This is a genomic window from Streptomyces sp. NPDC027672 (genome assembly GCF_055566335.1).
On the sequence record NZ_JBVHSO010000011.1, the window covers coordinates 176,780 to 194,058 of the forward strand.

Consider the following 17,279-nt stretch of genomic DNA (forward strand, 5'->3'; position numbering starts at 1 on the left):
GGCGCGGTGTCCGGTGGTACCGGAGGCGGGGTGCCGTGGGGCCCCCGCGGCTGCGGTGATGCGGTGTTCAGTGGTGCCTCCACGCTGTGTTCCGAGAGGGGGTCGCGGACCGTGGCCGCGCCCCGGCGGCCACGCTCCGGGCTCACCGTACGAGGCCGGGTGCCGGCCGGGGGTCCGGTACGGGCCGCCATCCCTCCTCCGGGTGTCCGTAGGCCCAGCGCGGTCCGGTGCGGACCAGGTCGGCGAGGGCGGTCAGCAGCCGGTCCACGTGCTCGGCGGTGGTGCCGAGGCCGACGCTGGCCCGCAGTGCCCGGTCGGGCTGGTGGCCGTCGGCGTCCCGGAGCAGGGCGCGGACGGCCGGGTGGGCGCAGAAGGCGCCGTCGCGCAGGCCGATGCCGTGCTCGGCGGAGAGCGCGGTGGCCAGCAGCCGCTGGTCCGCCGGTTCGCCGCCGCAGCGGGCGACGCTGAACGAGACCACGCCGAGCCGGGGGTGCCGGCCCGGCCACAGGTTCAGCACCCGCACCCCGGGGATGGCGGCCAGTCCCTCGCGCAGCCGGGCGGTCAGCTCCTCCTCGTGGCGGATCAGGGTGTGCCAGCCGGCGCCGGCCAGCGCGCCGCCGGCGACCGCCATGGCGTGGGCGCCCACCAGATTCGGGGAGCCGCCCTCGTGCCGGTGCGGCAGTCCGGACCAGGTGACGGCCGTCCGGTCGTCCTGTTCGGCCACCGCCGCGGTGGCGCCGCCGCCGGCCAGGTAGGGGTCGGCGGCGGCCAGCCAGTCGGCGGCGCCCACCAGGGCACCGGCCCCGAACGGCGCGTACATCTTGTGCCCGGACAGCGCCACCCAGTCCACGCCCCAGCCGGCCAGGTCCAGCGGCCGGTGCCCGGCGAGCTGGGCGGCGTCGAGCGCGGTGCGCGCGCCCCGCGCGGCGGCCGTCTCGGCCAGTTCCGCCACCGGCCACAGCTCGCCGGTGACGTTGGAGGCGCCGGTGATCACGACCAGTTTCGGTCCGTCGGGCGCGTCGGCGAGCGCCTTGGCCAGCACGGCGGGGGCGTCCGCCGGGCTGTCCGGGGGCGCCAGCCGGTGCACCCGGTGGCCGCGCCAGGCGAGCAGCGCGGCGTGGTGCTCGGTGGAGAACCGGAACACCGTCGTCTTCTCGGGCAGGGCGCGGCCCAGCAGGTTGAGCGCGTCGGTGGTGTTGCGGGTGAACAGCACCGCGGCGTCCGGCGGGGCGGCGGTGAAGCGCCGCACCTCCTGCCGGGCCTGCTCGTAGACGCGGGTGGCGACCGCCGAGACGAAGCCGGCGCCGCGGTGCACGCTGCTGTACCAGGGCAGCAGCGCGTCCACCGCGTCCCGCACCGCGACCAGGCTGGGGGTGCTCGCGGCGTGGTCGAGTCCGGCGTACGGCACCCACCCGCCCGTCACCAGCGGCACCCGGAGCCCGGCGCCGACGACGGCGGGCAGCCCGTCGCCGACGTGGTCCGGCTCGGTCGCGGCCGCGGGGATCACTGCGCGCTCCATCCACCGTCCATGACCAGCACCGAGCCGGTGAAGAAGGCCGCGTCGTCGCCCGCCAGGTAGGCCACGGCCGAGGCCGCCTCCTGGGGGCTGCCGATACGGCCGAGGGGGTGCAGGCCGGTGAACATGTCGGCCATCTCCTGGCTGCCGCCCACGGAGGCGCGGTACATCGGCGTGTCCACGGTCGCCAGCGCGAGCGCGTTGACCCGGATGTTGTGGCGGGCGTACTCCAGCGCCGCGGCCTTGGTCAGGCCGACCACGCCGTGCTTGCCGGCCACGTAGGAGCTGATGCCGGCGCCGAAGCCGACCACGCCGAGCTGGGAGGCGTTGTTGACGATCGAGCCGCCGCCGCGCCGCCGCATGGCCGGCAGTTCGTGCCGCATGGAGAGGAACACGCTGGTGAGGACGAGGGTGATGTCCTCGGCCCACGCCTCGGGTTTCTGCTCCTCGATCAGGCCCATGGAGCCGAGGGCCCCGGCGTTGTTGAAGGCGATGTCGAGCCCGCCGAAGTGCTGTTCGGCCGCCCGCACCGCGGCGGCGAGGTCCTCGTCCGCCGTCACGTCGGCGCGTACGGCGAGGGCGGCGCCGCCGGTGGCGGTGATCTCTCCGGCCACCCGGTCGAGTTCGCTCTCGCGCCGGGCCGCCAGGACCACGCTCGCGCCCTGGGCGGCCAGGGCCTTGGCGGCGGCCTCGCCGATGCCCGAGCTGGCGCCCGTCACCAGGGCGACCTTGCCGTGCAGCCGGCCGGGTGCGGAGCTGCCGGCGGTGGAGCGGTTCGTGTCACGTTCGGTCATCAGGTGATGAGCCGGCCCGGAGTGCCGGCCCTGCCCCCTTCGGGTTGTCGGTGGTGCGGTGGGGAGGTGTCGGGCGGAGCGGATGTCAGGCGGTGCGCTCGACCGGCACCCCGACCAGCGAGCCGTACTCCGCCCAGGAGCCGTCGTAGTTGCGCACGTCGGGCCGGTCCAGCAGTTCCCGCAGGACGAACCAGGTGTGCGCGGAGCGGGCGCCGACCCAGCAGTAGGTGAGGGCGCCGCGGTCCGGCGCCGCAGCGGCGTAGGCGCTTCTCAGCTCCTCGTCGGAGCGGAAGGTGCCGTCGGGACGGACGGCGGTGTCCCAGGGCAGGTTGAGCGCGCCGGGCACGTGGCCGGCGCGCTGCGCCACCTCGTGCGGGTTGTTGCCGGGGGCGAACGCCTCGCCCGCGAAGCCGGGGGCGAAGACGCGGCCCGCGTACTCCTCGGGCGAGCGGACGTCGAGGATGGTGTGGGTGCCGAGCGCGGCGAGCACGTCGTCGCGCAGCGCCCGGACCGAGGGGTCGGGGCCGGCGGCGCGGTAGCGGGTCGCCGGCCGGCGCACCGGTTCGGCGGAGAGGGGCCGGCCCTCCGCCTCCCACTTGGCGCGCCCGCCGTCGAGCAGCCGCACGGACCGGTGGCCGTAGTAGGTGAGGTACCAGTACGCCAGCGCGGCCAGCAGGTTGGCGTTGGCGGAGTACAGCACGACGGTGTCGTCGTCGGCGATGCCCTTGGCCCGCATCAGCTCCTCGAACGCCTCCCGGCCGATGACGCCGAGCCTGAGGTCGTCCTGGAACTCGCTCCAGTTGATGAACACGGCACCCGGCGGATGGCCCTTGCGGTAGTCGGTGTCGTCGTTCGCGGTCTCGACGAGCACCGTCCCGGCGGTGCCGAGGCGCTGCTCGGCCCAGTCGCCGGTGACCAGGGCGGACTCACGGCTCATTGTTCCCCCTCGTGAGGTGTCGGCCGGGTGTTCCCGGCGGGGCCTGCCCGGCCCCGTGCGGGACGGGGCCGGGTGCGGTGCGAACGGCGGGGCCGTCCTGCCCGGCCGGGAGCGGTGGCTCCGCCGGGCGGCGGGTCAGGCCGGCGAGGTCTCCGTCGTCTTGCCCTCCACGCCGGCCGCGGCCGTCGCGCGGTCCCGGTACCAGGCGTAGCAGCTGAGCAGGATGCCGAGGACGGTGACCGCGGCGGCGGCCAGGTAGACCGGCCTGAGGCCGGGGCCGTCGATGATCCGGCCGCCGATCCAGCCGGCCAGGGCGGCGGCGATCTGGTAGGCGGAGGCGTTCACCGCGATCGCCAGGGTCGGCGCCGAGCTGGCGGTGGTGAGGACGCGGGTCTGCATGCCGGGGATGACGGAGAAGCCGAGGGCGCCGATCACGAACACCATGACCGCGCTGGCGACGGTGCTGCCGCTGACCGCCCACATGACCACCAGGCCCGCGGTGAGCAGCCCGAGCAGGCCCACCTGCGACGGCATCAGCGCACGGTCGGACAGCCAGCCGCCGGCGAAGTTGCCGACCGCCGCGCCCACGCCGTAGGCCAGCAGCAGCAGCGCGACCGCGCCCTCGGCGAAGCCGCTGACGTCGGTGAGCAGCGGGGAGAAGTAGGTGAAGACCATCAGCAGGCCCATGTTGGCGACGGCGGTGATGAGGATGGCAAGCTGCACGTTGCGGTTGCGGAACACGCGCAGTTCGGCCACCGCGGAGCCGCCCGTCGTCGCGCTCTCCACCGCCGGGACCAGGGGCAGCACCAGCAGCAGGCCGATCAGGCAGACCACGGTGATGGTGCCGAAGGTCGCCCGCCACCCGAAGTGGTTGCCGATGAAGGTGCCGAGGGGCGCGCCCAGCATCATCGACAGGTTCATGCCGAAGACCAGCTTGGAGACGGTGGACGCCTGCTTGCCCTCGGGCGCGGTGGACGCGGCGATGACGATGGCGTTGGCGAAGAACGTGGCGGTCACCAGGGCCGTCACCACGCGGGCCACGAAGAGCACGGAGTAGACGGGCGCCAGCGCCGAGGCGAGGTTGCCGACGACGACCACGACCAGCAGGCCCACGATGAGCGGCTTGCGCGCGTAGCGCGCGGTCAGCGCGGTCATGATCGGACCGCCGAGAATCATTCCGATGGCGTACGCCGTGACCAGCAGTCCGGCGGCGGGGATCGACACGTCGAGGTCACCGGCGACGTCCGGCAGGATGCCGGCGATCACGAATTCACCGGTGGTGATGCCGAACACGCACAGCATCAGGGAAAGGAGCTTCAACGACATGGTGTCTCTTCTGTCGGGGTGGATATGTTCTGTCGACCCGCCGTGGGGTGCCCGGTCGGGGCGGTTACGGAGCGGGCGGCGGGCCCGCGTACCGGTAGGCGTACGTCGAGCCCAGGGCGATGATGTGGTCCAGGTCCGGGCCGCCCACGTCCTCGGTGGGCAGCGTCAGGGTCTTGGCGTGCGGGATCTCCGCCTTGAGGAACAGGTCGAACTGCGGCCTGCGGTCCGGCTGCGGGGTGGAGTGGATGGTGAGGAAGCGGGCGTTGCCCGAGGTCGTCACGAAGCCGTGCGGGACCGTCCGCGGGACGATCATCGTGGTGCCCGCCTCCGCGATGTGCTCCTCCCCGTCGCAGATCATGCGCAGGGTGCCGTCCAGGACGATGAAGACCTCGTCCTCGTAGTCGTGGATGTGCAGCGGGGTGTTGTACCCGCGGTTTCCGGTGTGCTGGACGACCGTGAAGCTGTCCCGGGTCGCGGAACCGGGCACGCGTATCTGCGCCAGGCCGCCGAGCAGCCACACCGCGGTCTGCTCGGACTCGGGTATGAGGCGGCCCTTCTCGTCGTGGACCATGTCCGGGAAGGTCATCGTGCTCCCTTGTGTGCCGAATATCGTGCTGGTTCTCGGTCGTTTTCCGCCGGTTTCCGCCGCCTCGCCGCGAGAGGCCGGCAAGGCGGCGGCGAGGCGGTGGCCGGTTGTGGTCAGCCGCCCTGCGCGCCGACCGGTGCGGGCGCGGCGGTCTCGCAGCCGGCGACGAAGGCGGCCACGCCCTCGGGGCTGGAGAGGGTGCGCCACATCGCGACGGGGTCGTTGAAGCGGCTGACGAAGGCGTCGGCGATCCGTTTGTCCGCCGCCGCCCGGCCGAGCAGTCCGGCCACGTGCGGTGCCGGCGGCTGGAGGAAGGCGTTGCTCCACTCCACGACGTGCCGAGCGTGCTCCCACAGCCGCGCGGAGGCCGTACGGCAGAACGCCTCGTCGAAGGGGCCCGTGGCGCCGGCGAGGAGGTCGGCCAGGGCGAAGGCGGTGTGCGAGCCGAGGTTGGCGCCCTGGGCGGTGAGCGGGTCGTTGGTGATCCAGGCGTCCCCGATCGCCAGGGCGCAGGTGCCGTCGTCGAGCCGCGCCCAGCCCCGGCGGACCACCGGGGTGATCGCCCCCTGGGCGAGTTCGCCGGGGCCGGTCAGGGTGAACGCCCGGGTGTCGAGGCGTTCCCGCAGGTCGGGGGCGTGTTCGGCGACCAGGTCGAGGACCTGCCGGTGGAAGCCGGCCGGGTCGGCGCCGGCGTCGACGTGGCAGACGGCTTCCAGCGGGCCGCCCGGTACGGCCTCGAAGGCGAGGACGTCCGCCCGCCCGGCCGTCGAGTAGAACGGCAGCCGCAGGATCTCGCCGGCGCCGGGCAGGAAGTGGATGTCGAGGGAGTGCGGCACCTCCTCGGCGATGCCGTGGTAGATCCCGGCGCACAGCACGCGCTGCGGCGTGGTGTACGGCGAGCGGCCGGGGTCGGCCGGGAACAGCCCCCGCATCGAGCGGCTGCCGTTGGCGACGACCAGGAGGTCGTGGCGGGCCGCCAGGTCCGCCACCTCGTGCTCGCCGGTGACCAGTTCGCCGCCGCGTTCGACCCACGCGGACAGCAGGTGCGGCAGGTAGATGCGGAAGTCCACGACGCTGGAGGGCGGCTCCAGGCCGGCCAGGAACCGCAGCGGCGGCTCCCCTCCCCCGGGGTGCGCGGTGACCGCCCAGTGCTGGACCTGGGCGTCGGGGAAGTCCCAGTCGAAGACGCCGAGTTCGCGCTCCCGCTGCTGGGTGCGGCCGAACCGGGCGGGGAAGTTGCGCGGCCGGCCGGTCCGCAGGCCGTCGATGTCGTGCTCCGAGTACACGGTGGCCGGCACGCCCAGTTGCCGCAGGCGCAGCGCCAGTTGCAGCCCGGAGATGCCGGAGCCGACGATGCCGACGCTCATGCGGACACCTCCTCGGCGCCCGCCCCGGAGCGCAGCCGGCTGGTGAGCCAGCCGACGGACTCCACCGTGTATCCGGCGGCCTCGGGCGAGGCGAGGGCGGAGGCGGGGATCAGCATGGGGTGGCGCATCCCGGCGTCGAGCAGTTCGCCGATCCGCTTGAGCACGGTCTCCCGGCTGCCGACGATGACCTGGTCGGCGACGACCTCCTCGGGGACGGCCGCCAGCGCCCGGGCGACCTCCTGCCGGGTCAGCAGGTGCGGGAGCAGTTCCACCAGGCCCCGGTAGTGCTCCCCGAAGGGGTGGGCGGCGCCGTGCCGGCGCCAGGCCCGGGCGCCGGCGTGCAGGGCCAGGAAGCGGATCGGGGTGGCGCGCAGCAGTTCGTGGGCGGCCGCGTCGGTCTCCGCGACCACGATCGGGACACCGCCCGCGGGCAGCACGGCGCCGGGGTCCCGGCCGGCGTCCGCGGCGGCGGCGCGGACCACGGCCAGCCGCCGGGCGTACTCGTCGGGGCTCATCAGCTCCGAGGGGAGCCAGCCGTCGGCGTAGCGGCCGGCCAGGGTCAGCATCCGCCGGTGGTTGGCGCCCAGCCAGATCAGCGGCGTACGTCCCTCGGGCGCGGGCAGTCCCATGATCGCCCGGTCGAGGGTGAAGTACCGGCCCTGGAAGTCGTGCGGGCCCTCACCGGACAGGAGCAGCCGCAGCACGCGCAGCGCCTCCTCGACCCGGCCCACCTGGTCGTCGTGGGCCACCCCGAACGGGACCAGGTTCTCCAGCGCGCCCGCGCCGATGCCGAGCACCGGTGCCTGCTCGGTGAGCTGGGCCAGGGTCAGCGCCGTCTGGGCGAGCACGGCCGGGTGCCGGCGGTGCGGGTCGGTGACGCCGACGGCGAGCCGTACCGGACCGGCCCCCGGGGCGAGGTTGCCGAGGACCGTGGCGAAGTCCAGGCAGCGGTCGGGGGTGGGCAGCTCCGCGGCGGCGTAGCTGAAATCGGTGTCCCAGGCCTGCCGGGGGAAGACGTTGACGAGGTGGTCGAAGACGAGGAAGGTGTCCGCACCCGCCTGCCGGGCGACCTGGAGCAGCTGCCGGCCGCCCTCGATCCGCCCGACCGCGTCCCAGACCAGACCGACTTGCACCTTCATACCGTGCTCCTCACTGACTGTGCCTGTGCGATGAACTCCTCGGTGCCCTGCTCGCTGCCGACGGCCCGCCACATGGCGGCCGGGTCGTCCAGACGGGCGACGAAGGCGTCCGCCACCCGCTGGTCGGCCGCGGCGGCGGTCAGCAGGGTGCCCATCCGCTCCGGGGGCGGGCCGATGAACTGGTTCGTCCAGTCCACGACGGGCCGGGCCGCCGCCCACATCTGCTCCGACACCGTCCGGCAGAACGCCTCGTCGTAGGCCCCGCCGTGCGCCCGCAGGGCGTCGGCGAGGTGGAAGGCGAGCCGGGAGCCGAGGTTGGCGCCCTGGGCGGTGAGCGGGTCGTTGGTGATCCAGGCGTCGCCGATCGCCAGCGCGTAGCGGTCGTCGGTGAGCCGGGCCCAGCCGTGCCGGACCATCGGCGGCACGGCGCCGCGGAGCATGTCCACGGGGCGGGTCAGGGCGAACTCCCGCTCGTCGATCCGGGCGTGCAGCGCGGGTGCGTGCGCGGCGATCAGGTGCAGCAGTTCCTTGGTGAAGCGTCCGGGGTCGTCGTGGTCGTGGTCGGTGACCGCGCTCAGCGGGCCGCCCGGCACCGCCTCGACCAGCACCGCCGTCACCTGTCCGGCGAAGGAGTGGTAGGTCGGGGCGTGGATCTCGCCGGCCCCGGGCAGCATGTGCATGGTCATGCCCGGCGGTTCGGGCGGCCGGACGCCGTGGAAGAGCCCGCCGGCGAGGTGGCGCGGTGCCTCCCGGTAGGGCGAGCGGGCCGGGTCGCGCGGGAACGTGTCCCCCAGTCCGCCCCGGCCGGCCGCGACCACCACCAGGTCGTGCGCCTCGGCCAGCCGGGCCAGGCCGGCCCGGTCGGTGATCTGCCGCCGGACCGTGTCCCCGCCGCGCCGCTGGTACTCCTGGAGCAGCGCGGCGAGGTACATCCGGAAGTCGACCGAGCTGGCCGGGTGGGGCAGTTCGGCGCGGAACGACGGTCCGCCGGGTGCCTCGACGGACAGGTGCATCCAGGCGTTGTCGTACGCGTCGGAAGCCCACTCGGTCAGGCCGAGCGCCTGCTCCCGTTCCCGGGTGGAGTGGAACCGGGTGACGAAGTTCAACGGCGGTCCGCTGCGGATGCCGTCCGGGTCCTGAGCCGTGTACAGGGTGGCGTCGATACCGAACTGCCGCAGTCTCAGGGCCAGGTGCAGGCCCGAGATGCCGGTGCCCACGATGCCGATACTCATGCTCTAGCTCCACCTGTGCTGGGAACGGTTGCCTCTTTCGGGACGCTGCCGGGAGGGTCAGATGACCTCGACCCGTTGCAGATGGCGGGCGGTCGGCCCGGAGAAGGCGTTGCGTCCGTGTACCAGCGCGAAGTTGTCGGCGATCAGGATGTCGCCCTTGCGCCAGTCGTGGGCGTAGCAGTACTCGGGGCGGTGCAGCCGCTCGGCGAGGGAGGCGACGAACGCGTCGGCCTCCGAGGCGTCGACGCCGTCCACGTGCACGGACACCGGGTTCTTGTAGACGGCCGGGTCCAGCGGCTCGGCGAAGCGCAGCACGGGCACGCCGGTTCCGGGGTGCTGGGCGACGAGCCGCTCGGTGACCTCGCCGCCGTAGTGCACCATCTTCTCGGTGGTGTAGGTGACGCTGATCCGCTCCCAGCGCTCGCGCTCGGCGGCGTCGGCGTCCCGGTAGACGGCCGTGGTGTCCGAGAAGACGGTCTCCCCGCCGGCGCCCGCGGTCGCGTCCAGGCACTGGAAGAAGAAGTAGCGCGGGTCGGCCTCCACGAAGGCGCCGTCCCAGTGGAACGGCACGTCGCCGCTGGCGAACAGGTAGTTGCGCGGGTTGTCCTCGACGATCAGGTCGATGACCTCCCCCGGCTCCCACTTCAGTACCTCGCCCCACTGGCGGCAGTAGTCGGCGAACTCCTGGGTGCCCATGAGCCGGAAGCCGCGCAGCACGAGCACGCGGGACTCCTCGGTCCAGCGCGCCAGGGTGTCCACCGGGACGGCGCTGACCGGTGTGTCACCGCCCGGAGCCTCGATCACCCGGCCGAAGGGGCGCAGCGGGGTGTGCTTCAGCGTCCTGAGGGCAGGCGTCGACATCGTCATGTCGTGGTGTTCCTTTCTGGGTGTGCGTCCACGCGGCGCGCTCGCGCGCCGCGGCCGGACACCGCCTCAGGCGGTCACGGACAGGTGCGGCGCCACGAAGTGGCTGGGACGGCCGTTGCGCCAGACGACGGAGCCGTGCACCTTCTCGGCGTCCCACCGCCGGACCAGGTACCGGTTGACGCCGTCGTCCAGGACCACGCCGTGCCAGGGGGTCAGCCAGCCGTCCTTCGTGCGCAGCAGGCGCAGCCCCAGCTTGTCCGAGTCCGGTGGCTGGGGGTGTATGGACAGCCGTACCGCCTGCGGGAACTTCTCGGCGACGACCCGGCTCCACGCGTTGCTGCGCAGGATGGTCTGGTACGCCGTCTCCTTGGAGTCCTTGCGGAGCTGGCTGCGGGTGACCTGCTCGCCGCGCCGTGCCACCGCGTCCTCGAACATGAACCGGTGGATGCCGTTGAACAGCGCCTGGGTGGTGCGGTCCGCGCGCACCTTGTCGCGCAGCTCCGTCAGGGGCGCGCAGTAGTTCTCCTCCAGCAGGCGGCGCAGCTTCGGGTAGTCGGCGGTGCCGAAGGCGTCGTCGAGGCCGAAGAGGTCGAGCGAGGCGAAGCCCGACTCCGTGATCATCTCTGCCAGGGCCTGCCGGTATTCCGTCACGGCGCGGTCCGTGACGCCGACGACGTCACCGAAGACGTGGCCGTCGGAGCAGATGGTGATCCGGGCGCCCGGCTCGTAGAAGTGCCCGATGTAGTCGCACAGCGACTGGAGGAAACCGAGCGCCAGATTTTCCCCGAGATCGGGCAGCGCGCCCAACACCTTGCTGCGGTTCGGCGATTTCGCGGGAAACGCGGGGATGACGAAGTGGATCGGTTCCCGGCGCTCGACGAAGCGCTCGATGCGCGCCCGGTGGACGTCGGCGCAGCCCATGCCCGCCGTGGTCCGGGCCGTCGTGGTCCGGTCGGTCGTGGTGCCGTGGCCCGTGCCGTCGTCGCCGTCGGGCGTGCCTTCCGTGTCGCCGGCCGCGAGTGTCTCGTCGATCCGCCGGTAACGGTCGAGCAGTTCCATTAATCTCTGCGATACCGTCCCGGGGAGTGACGCCCCCGTTATGTTTTCGTTCAACACTCCTCCATCGCACAAGCGCGTATGGGCGCGAAATCGGACTCGCGCCGTTCGGGCAGGACGGATTGCGGACGAAACACTGATCGAATTCTCACTTCACCGCTCCTGAGTTGGCGCCCGCGTATCCGCGGACCCATGTCCGGATGGTGCTCGACGACCGGCGACGGCACGGCGTCGGGACCTCCTTGCCATGGTCACCGACCTGTCGTGGTCGCTGACCCATGACGCTGTGGACCCATCCGCCTCCGAACCGACGATCACTCATGCGCAACTGCCAAGCGCCCTGCGTGCGCGGTGATCCGGTCAGGCTGAAAAGAAAAACCGAGGCGATCGCTTTCGGCCAACGCCGTCTCGCCCGGCTGGAATCCCCCGCTAGCACGTCGAAGCGCCAACAGCTTCCCGTGAATGCGAGGAGCTGCGCAATCGTTCATCGATTAGCATGCATGATGGATCCACAATCCGTTCCGCTCGGATGGGAGGCACCGGCGATGCTGGTCACGGACGACCCTGCCGTTCACCAACTGCGGTCGCTGCTGACACTGGCCGAGGAACTGCACTTCGGCCGCGCCGCCGCTCGGCTGTACCTCACCCAGCCCGCTCTGAGCCAGCAGATCCGCACGCTGGAGCGCCGGCTCGGCGTGCAGTTGTTCGCCCGCACCAGCCGCAGGGTGCAGCTGACGCCGCTGGGCCAGGCACTGCTTCCGCTCGTACGGAACGTGGTGGGCGCCGCGGACGAACTCCGGCACGCCGCGCGGCAGCCCTCGGACGACAAGCACGGGCTCGTGCTGCGGGTCGGGCTGACCGACTGCGCCGCGGCGCTCGGGGCCACCCGCCGGGTCATCGCCACCCTGACCACCCTGCACCCCGGTCTCGAAGTCGACTTCCAGGTGCTGGACCTGGTGGAGCAGGCGACGGCCCTGTCGGTCGGGAAGGTCGACGCGGCCTTCGCCTATCTGCCGGTGCCGGACGGCTTCTGCGCCGAACCGCTCACCACCGAGCCGCGCGTGGTGTGCCTGTCGGCCACCGACCCGCTCGCCGGGCGGGCCACGCTGCGGCTGGCGGACCTGGCCGGCCGGCCGATGGTGAGCCTGGCCCCGGGGGTGTCCTCCGTGGAGCGGCGCTTCTGGGCCATGGACCCCCGGCCGGACGGCAGCCGCGTGCGCTACAGCGACCACCACGTGAGCCGGGTCGAGTCGCTGCTGTCCGCCGTCTCCTTCGACGGCGCGGTCGCCTTCCTGCCGGCCGTGGCGGCGGAGCTGTTCCCCCGGCCCGACATCCGCTACCGCACGGTGGCGGACCTGGAGCCGTGCACCTTCGGCGTGGTGTGGCCCGAGCGGGACGGAGGGGACTGCCGCGGCATCAGGGCGCTGGTGGACGTCTGCCGCCGGCTGCGCGACCAGGGCGGACTGCCGCCGGGCACCATGCGCCGGCCCGAGGAGGAGCCGTCGCCGGCCCGGGGGTGACCGGGCGCCGCGCGCGGCCTCACTCCGTCCGCTGTGCGCCGAGGTGCCGGGCGAACGCCTCGTAGGCCCGGTCGTCGAAGAGGACGAAGCGCACCTCTTCGACGGTGGTGGGGGTGGTGCGTACGGTCTCCACCGCGATCCGGGCCGCGTCGTCCATCGGCCAGCGGTAGACGCCGGTGGAGATCGCCGGGAACGCGACCGTCCGGGCGCCGAGTCCGCCGGCGACGCGCAGGGACTCCCGGTAGCAGGAGGCGAGCGGCGCGGGATCGGTGCCCGGGCCCTGGTACACCGGGCCCACCGTGTGGATCACCCAGCGGGCGTCCAGGTCGCCCGCCGTGGTGGCGACCGCCTGGCCGGTGGGCAGCCCCTTGCCGTACCGGGAGGCGCGCAGGGCGCGGCACTCGGCGAGGATGGCGGGGCCGCCGCGGCGGTGGATCGCGCCGTCCACCCCGCCGCCGCCCAGGAGGGCGGAGTTGGCCGCGTTGACGAGGGCGTCGGCGTGCTGCCGGGTGAGGTCGCCCCGGACCAGGGTGATGGTGGTCATGTCTGCCTCGCCTGTGCGTCGGTGCGGTCGGGACCGGGGCCGGTTCAGCCCTGTCTCAGCCGCCGCCAGACGGCCTTGGCCGCGTTGTGGCCGGACATGCCGTGCACTCCGGGCCCCGGCGGAGTGGCCGAGGAGCAGAGGAAGACGGCCGGGTGCGGGGTGTGGTACGGGAACAGGGACGGCCTGGGCCGCAGCAGCAGTTGGAGGCCGGAGGCCGCGCCGCAGGCGATGTCCCCGCCCACGTAGTTGGCGTTGCGGGCGGCCATCTCGGCGGGCCCGGCGGTGGCGCGGGCGAGCACGCGGTCGCGGAAGCCGGGTGCGAAGCGCTCCAGCTGGCGTTCTATGGCGTCGGTGAGGTCTCCGGACCAGCCGTTGGGCACATGGCCGTACGCCCAGAAGACGTGCTTGCCCTCGGGGGCCCGGGTCGGGTCGGCCACGCTCGGCTGCACGGTGATCATGAACGGTTTCTCGGGCGCGCGTCCCTCCCGGGAGGCGGCGCGCAGCGCGGTGCCGATCTCGGCCTGGCTCGCGCCGATCTGGACGGTGCCGGCGGCGCGGGCCTCGGGCGCGGTCCACGGCACGGGACCGTCCAGCGCGTAGTCGATCTTGAAGACGCTGGGTCCGTAGCGGTAGTGCGCGTAGTAGTCGCCGAAGCCGGCGATCCGGGCGAGCGCGGCGGGCGAGGTGTCGAAGACGTACGCGCGCGCCGGCGGCAGGTCGTCCAGGCGCTTGACCTCGAAGTCGGTGTGCACCGCGCCGCCGAGGTCGGTCAGATACGCGGCGAGGGCGTCGGAGAGGGACTGGGAGCCGCCGCGGGCCACCGGCCAGCCGCGGGCGTGCGCGGAGAGCGCAAAGACCAGTCCGATCGCGCTGGTGGCCAGGCCGTTCAGCGGTGCCATCACATGGGCGACCAGGCCGGCGAACAGGGTCTTGATCCGCTCGTCCTTGAAGCGGCGCATCAGCCAGGTGGACGGCGGGAGCCCGGCCAGGCCGAACCGGGCCAGGGTGACCGGGTCGCGGGGCAGCGCGGTCAGCGGCAGGGACATGAAGTCCCGGACGAGCGTGTCCCAGTGGGCCAGGAGCGGCTCGACCAGCCTGCGGTACGAGCCCGCGTCGCGCGGTCCGAAGGAGGCCGCGGTCTCGGCGACCGAGCGGGACAGCACGGCCGCGGTGCCGTCCGGGAACGGGTGGGCCATGGGCAGCGGCGCGTGCAGCCATTCGAGGCCGTACCGGTCGAGCGGCAGGGCGCGGAACGCCGGGGAGTTGACGGCGAGGGGGTGGGCGGCCGAGCACGGGTCGTGCCGGAAGCCGGGCAGGGTCAGCTCCTCGGTGCGGGCGCCGCCGCCCACGGTGGACTTCGCCTCGAACAGGGCCACGGAGAAGCCGCGGCGGGCCAGCTCCACGGCAGCGGTCAGTCCGTTCGGTCCCGCACCCACCACGACCGCATCGAGCATCGACGGCACCTTCGGACTCCTTCGTCAGCCGACGGCGATTCGGGCTCAGGATATGCCGGGCGACGGCGCTTCCCCGGCCCGGGTGGCCGCGGGCGGTCAGACCCCGCCGCGCAGCAGGCCGGCCACCCGGCGGGCGGTGGCCGCGTCCCGGGCCGCGGTGAACGGCAGGGTGTTGCCGCCGGTGATGCGGAAGGGCTCGCCGGTCAGGGTGAGGTGGGCGCCGCCGGCCTCCTCGACCAGGAGCAGTCCGGCCGCGTGGTCCCAGGCGGCCTCCCAGGAGAACGCGACCGCGTCCGACTCGCCCCGGGCCACGGCGAGGTACTCCAGGCCGGCGGAGCCGCACGGGCGCGGGGCCACGCCGGCGGTGCGCAGGGCGCCCAGCGCGCGCTTCTGGTCGTCGGTGGTGTAGTACGGGTGGGAGGTGGCGACGGCCAGGTCCCGGCCGGGCTCGGGCGGACCCGCGAACAGCCGCCGCCCGTCCAGGAAGGCGCCGTGGCCGCGCACGGCGGTGGCGAACTGCTCGCGCGCCGGCGCGTAGGTCCAGGAGGCGAGCACGGTGCCGCGGTGGGCGAGGGCCACCAGGGTGCAGAAGCCGTCGTCGCCGTGGACGAACTGGCGGGTGCCGTCGACCGGGTCGACGATCCAGACCGGCGCGTCGCCCTGGAGCGCCTCGTACACCGCCGGGTCGGCGTGCACCGCTTCCTCGCCGACCACCACCGAGCCGGGCAGCAGCGCGCCGAGGTCCTCGGCGAGCCGCAGCTCGGCGAGGCGGTCGGCGTCCGTCACCAGGTCGTGCGGGCCGCTCTTCTGGTCCACCTCGTGCGCGGCGAGCCGGCGGAAGCGGGGCAGGATCTCGGCCGCGGCGGCCTTGCGGACCGCCTCCTCCACGTCGGCCGAGCGGCGGGCGAGAAACTCCTCGATGGTCTCCGTCTCTTCGATCATGCCTCCCATCAGACCACGTCCCACTGACAATCCCCGCTGCCCGGGTGGACGGGAGGTGGAGTCGCGGTGAAGAGCAGGGGCCGGTCCCGGCCGGGACGGGCCGGTCAGCGGCCGACCGCGTAGCCCTGCGCCCCGCGCGGGTTCGCCGCCGCCGACAGGACGCCGGTCTCCGGGTCCCGGGCCACCGCGCACAGCCGTCCCTCGGACCAGGCGGGGCCCACGGTGACGTCATGGCCGCGCCGCCGCAGCTCCGCGACGACGCCGGGGTCCATGCGGGACTCCACGGTCACGCTGCCGGGGCGCCCAAGGCGCGGGTGGAAGGAGCCGGGGAAGCTGTCGTTGTGCCAGTTGGGGGCGTCGATGGCGCCCTGGAGGTCCGGGCCCCCGCGGACGGGGTCACGCAGCGCGGCGGCCAGGAAGAAGTGCAGCTGCCACTGGTCCTGCTGGTCGCCGCCGGGCGTGCCGAACGCCATGACCGGCACGCCGTCGCGCAGCGCGAGGGACGGGGTGAGGGTGGTGCGCGGGCGGCGGCCGGGCGTGAGGGTGCCCGGCAGGCCCTCCTCCAGCCAGGTCATCTGCAGACGCGTGCCGAGCGGGAAGCCGAGTTCGGGGACGACGGGGTTGGACTGGAGCCAGCCGCCGCTGGGCGTGGCCGCGATCATGTTGCCCCAGCGGTCGACGACGTCCAGGTGGCAGGTGTCGCCGCGGGTGGAGCCGTCGGCGCCGACCCACGTCCCGGCGCCCGTCTCCGCCGCGCCGGTCACCTGCGCCTGTCCGGTCGCCTCCGCGAGCGACGGCGCGCCGGGCAGCGGCGCGACGGTCGGCTCGCCGGCGCCCATCGGGTCGAAGCCGGCCGCGGCGCCCGCCGGCGCGTGCGCGTGGGCGTGGGCGGGCAGCCGGGGGGCGCGCCCGCCGGGGCTGCCGGGCCGCAGGGCGTACGAGGCCCGCTCGCCGACCAGGGCCCGCCGCCCGGCGTTGTAGGCGTCCGACAGCAGGTCGGCGAGCGGTACCTCGGCGGCGTCCCCGTACCAGGCCTCGCGGTCGGCCATGGCGAGTTTGCAGTTCTCGATCAGCAGGTGGACGTAGTCGGCGGAGCCGGGCGCGGGCAGCCGGGGCGGGAGCAGGGCGAGCTGCTGGAGCAGGACGGGGCCCTGGCTCCAGGGGCCGGCCTTGCACACGGTCCAGCCGTTCCAGTCGTACGTCACCGGGGTCTCGTAGGTCGCCGACCAGCCGGCCAGGTCGGCCGCGGTGAGGGTGCCGGTGTGCCGTTCGCCGCTGGTGTCCAGGGTGGGCCGCCGGGACTGCCGCAGCAGGGCCTCGGCGATGAAGCCGGTGCGCCACACCTCGCGCGCGGCGTCGATCCGCGCCTCCCGGCCGCCCGCGCCCGCGGTCTCGGCCAGCAGCCGCTTCCAGGTGGCGGCGAGCGCCGGGTTGCGCAGCAGGGTGCCGGGCCGGGGCGCCCTGCCGTCCGGCAGGTACACCTGGGCCGAGGAGGTCCACTCGGTCTCGAACAGCCGGCGTACGGACTCCACGGCCGCGCCGACGTTCTCCACCGGCGGGTGCCCGTGCTCGGCGTAGCCGATGGCGTACGCCAGGACGTCGTCGAAGGACTTGGTGCCGTGGTCGCGCAGCAGGAGCAGCCAGGCGTCGAAGGCGCCGGGCACGGCGGCGGCGAGCGGTCCGGTGCCCGGGACGAGGTCCAGCCCGAGCCGCCGGTAGTGGGCCGGTGCGGCGCCCGCCGGGGCCACGCCCTGCCCGCACAGCACGCGCACGGCGCCGCCGGCCGGGGCGAGCAGGATCGGCACCTCGCCGGCCGGGCCGTTCAAGTGCGGTTCGACGACGTGCAGCACGAACGCGCCGGCCACGGCCGCGTCGAAGGCGTTGCCGCCGTCCTCCAGCACCGCCATCGCCGACTGGGAGGCCAGCCAGTGGGTGGTGGAGACCATGCCGAACGTGCCTTGCAGCGTGGGGCGGGTGGTGAACTGCATCCCTCACCTCG

At 74.0% G+C, this 17,279-nt stretch carries 15 protein-coding genes; 1 reads left to right on the forward strand and 14 read right to left on the reverse strand.

The window, feature by feature from the left end:
* Positions 1-142: 142 nt before the first annotated feature.
* The 10 genes from ACZ4SV_RS26120 to ACZ4SV_RS26165 form a co-directional block, all read right to left on the reverse strand.
* Positions 143-1,519 (reverse strand): aminotransferase class V-fold PLP-dependent enzyme, encoded by a 1,377-nt coding sequence (locus ACZ4SV_RS26120; RefSeq protein WP_468006847.1) that lies wholly within the window; start codon positions 1,517-1,519, stop codon positions 143-145.
* On the reverse strand, positions 1,504-2,310 hold the full coding sequence (locus ACZ4SV_RS26125) for an SDR family NAD(P)-dependent oxidoreductase (protein ID WP_468006849.1): 807 nt from the start codon (positions 2,308-2,310) through the stop codon (positions 1,504-1,506). Before ACZ4SV_RS26125 ends, ACZ4SV_RS26120 begins: the two co-directional genes overlap by 16 nt.
* Positions 2,311-2,395: 85 nt before the next feature.
* Positions 2,396-3,247 carry a sulfurtransferase gene (locus tag ACZ4SV_RS26130; protein ID WP_468006851.1) on the reverse strand — a complete coding sequence of 284 codons (852 nt, stop codon included), beginning with the start codon at positions 3,245-3,247 and terminating at the stop codon, positions 2,396-2,398.
* A 135-nt stretch (positions 3,248-3,382) separates the two neighbouring features.
* Positions 3,383-4,573: an MFS transporter gene (locus tag ACZ4SV_RS26135; RefSeq protein ID WP_365883491.1), complete on the reverse strand. Its 1,191-nt coding sequence runs from the start codon at positions 4,571-4,573 to the stop codon at positions 3,383-3,385.
* Positions 4,574-4,637: 64 nt separating this feature from the next.
* Positions 4,638-5,159 carry a cupin domain-containing protein gene (locus ACZ4SV_RS26140; protein ID WP_365883490.1) on the reverse strand — a complete coding sequence of 174 codons (522 nt, stop codon included), beginning with the start codon at positions 5,157-5,159 and terminating at the stop codon, positions 4,638-4,640.
* A 113-nt stretch (positions 5,160-5,272) separates the two neighbouring features.
* Positions 5,273-6,526 (reverse strand): styrene monooxygenase/indole monooxygenase family protein, encoded by a 1,254-nt coding sequence (locus ACZ4SV_RS26145; RefSeq protein WP_468006854.1) that lies wholly within the window; start codon positions 6,524-6,526, stop codon positions 5,273-5,275.
* Positions 6,523-7,665, reverse strand: coding sequence for an LLM class flavin-dependent oxidoreductase (locus ACZ4SV_RS26150; RefSeq protein ID WP_468006855.1), 1,143 nt, complete (start codon positions 7,663-7,665; stop codon positions 6,523-6,525). The genes ACZ4SV_RS26145 and ACZ4SV_RS26150 overlap by 4 nt, the downstream gene beginning before the upstream one ends.
* Positions 7,662-8,897, reverse strand: a complete 1,236-nt coding sequence (locus ACZ4SV_RS26155) for a styrene monooxygenase/indole monooxygenase family protein (RefSeq protein WP_468006857.1) — start codon at positions 8,895-8,897, stop codon at positions 7,662-7,664. Before ACZ4SV_RS26155 ends, ACZ4SV_RS26150 begins: the two co-directional genes overlap by 4 nt.
* A gap of 57 nt (positions 8,898-8,954) precedes the next feature.
* Positions 8,955-9,764 (reverse strand): TauD/TfdA dioxygenase family protein, encoded by an 810-nt coding sequence (locus ACZ4SV_RS26160; protein WP_468006859.1) that lies wholly within the window; start codon positions 9,762-9,764, stop codon positions 8,955-8,957.
* 66 nt (positions 9,765-9,830) lie between these two features.
* Positions 9,831-10,823 (reverse strand): L-tyrosine/L-tryptophan isonitrile synthase family protein, encoded by a 993-nt coding sequence (locus ACZ4SV_RS26165; RefSeq protein ID WP_468006861.1) that lies wholly within the window; start codon positions 10,821-10,823, stop codon positions 9,831-9,833.
* A gap of 497 nt (positions 10,824-11,320) precedes the next feature.
* Between ACZ4SV_RS26165 and ACZ4SV_RS26170 the strand changes: the two genes are divergently transcribed.
* Positions 11,321-12,340 (forward strand): LysR family transcriptional regulator, encoded by a 1,020-nt coding sequence (locus ACZ4SV_RS26170; protein ID WP_468006863.1) that lies wholly within the window; start codon positions 11,321-11,323, stop codon positions 12,338-12,340.
* 19 nt (positions 12,341-12,359) lie between these two features.
* Here ACZ4SV_RS26170 and ACZ4SV_RS26175 read toward each other — a convergent pair whose 3' ends face one another.
* From ACZ4SV_RS26175 to ACZ4SV_RS26190, 4 genes are all read right to left on the reverse strand, one after another.
* A complete protein-coding gene (locus ACZ4SV_RS26175) occupies positions 12,360-12,884 on the reverse strand; it encodes an O-acetyl-ADP-ribose deacetylase (protein ID WP_468006865.1) in 525 nt (174 codons plus the stop codon).
* A 44-nt stretch (positions 12,885-12,928) separates the two neighbouring features.
* Entirely contained in the window at positions 12,929-14,347 is a 1,419-nt protein-coding gene (locus tag ACZ4SV_RS26180; protein WP_468006867.1) for a phytoene desaturase family protein, read from the reverse strand.
* 87 nt (positions 14,348-14,434) lie between these two features.
* Positions 14,435-15,280 carry an inositol monophosphatase family protein gene (locus ACZ4SV_RS26185; RefSeq protein WP_468006868.1) on the reverse strand — a complete coding sequence of 282 codons (846 nt, stop codon included), beginning with the start codon at positions 15,278-15,280 and terminating at the stop codon, positions 14,435-14,437.
* Positions 15,281-15,384: 104 nt separating this feature from the next.
* Entirely contained in the window at positions 15,385-17,268 is a 1,884-nt protein-coding gene (locus ACZ4SV_RS26190) for a gamma-glutamyltransferase family protein (protein ID WP_468006870.1), read from the reverse strand.
* Between the last annotated feature and the right edge of the window lie 11 nt (positions 17,269-17,279).